This is a genomic window from Legionella feeleii, assembly GCF_001467625.1.
In the GTDB taxonomy this organism is placed as follows: Bacteria; Pseudomonadota; Gammaproteobacteria; order Legionellales; family Legionellaceae; genus Tatlockia; species Tatlockia feeleii.
In genome coordinates this window covers 11,003-12,010 of record NZ_LNYB01000090.1, presented here as the reverse complement: position 1 = coordinate 12,010, position 1,008 = coordinate 11,003, and the positions used below count along the sequence as shown (strand labels likewise).

The window sequence follows — 1,008 nt, the reverse complement described above, 5'->3', positions numbered from 1 at the left end:
CCTTCAACAAAACCACTATTGTTACGCGCATTAAAGTAGTTGGCGATGATATCCATATGTTTATTGAGTGTTTTTACAAAGCGATTAAAACATTTAATTTTCGAAGCTGAAACGCGATCTATCCACTCAACAAAGAGTGCTTTTGCCTCTGATGGTGTTAAATGGCTGTTAAAAACAGCGGTTAATTCGTGACTTAATTGATAGGCCAACTGTAACTTTGGCGACAAATTAAATAAGGGTTCTACGACTTTCTTTTCATCATCTGTGAAGTAATCCTTTTGTTTTCGAAGCACGGCAATTGCAGGCTTGAGATTCTTATAATCGGTCTCAGACAGCTCTTTCTTTAAGCGCTTCAACTCTGACTTTCTCAGGGCAATCAAGCCCTTGCCGTATAGTTTTCTTACATGAAAGCGATCCGCAACAACAGGTACTGTGTCACCAAATACGGCTTTGCTGGCGTTGATATATCCTTCATATAAATCACAACAGACCGCACGCACTGTCTGTTTGAGACGCTCAGGAATTTTTCGAAGAAAGGCTTCTACTGTTGCTCGCTCTCTTCCATCAAGCACGGCAAGCAACCTGACTTCGTCGTTACACCGATAACTCACTATGGTGACAAAGTCACGGTAGCCTTTCTTGAGACTAATATCATCAAGACCAAGAACACCAATGTCATCAATGGTGTTAAAATCGACCTCTTCTTCAATATATTTATCAATCAACGCTTCCAGCGCATGATAATCAACATCCTCTTTTCTGCTCACATCTGCCACAGTCGAGTTAATCAATTCAAACAAAAGATGCTGCTCGTAAGGACGGGTAAACTTGCTGTTCGTATCATACCAGTCAAGGCGCTGCGTTGTTGTTGGACCACCATCACAATGAGGGCATCGTCCACGCCTTGGGATGAGCTCAATGGTCGTTTCTTTCCCTAAAATAGGTAAGTGACGTAATCTTAACAGTCTCCCTCGACCATGTGGGTTTGTCGGTCGATTACATGTACGG

General features: G+C 42.3%; 1 protein-coding gene. It reads right to left on the bottom strand.

The window, feature by feature from the left end:
- A partial coding sequence (locus tag Lfee_RS16440) for an ISL3 family transposase (protein WP_156413410.1) occupies nt 1-1,008 on the bottom strand: 1,008 nt, incomplete at both ends.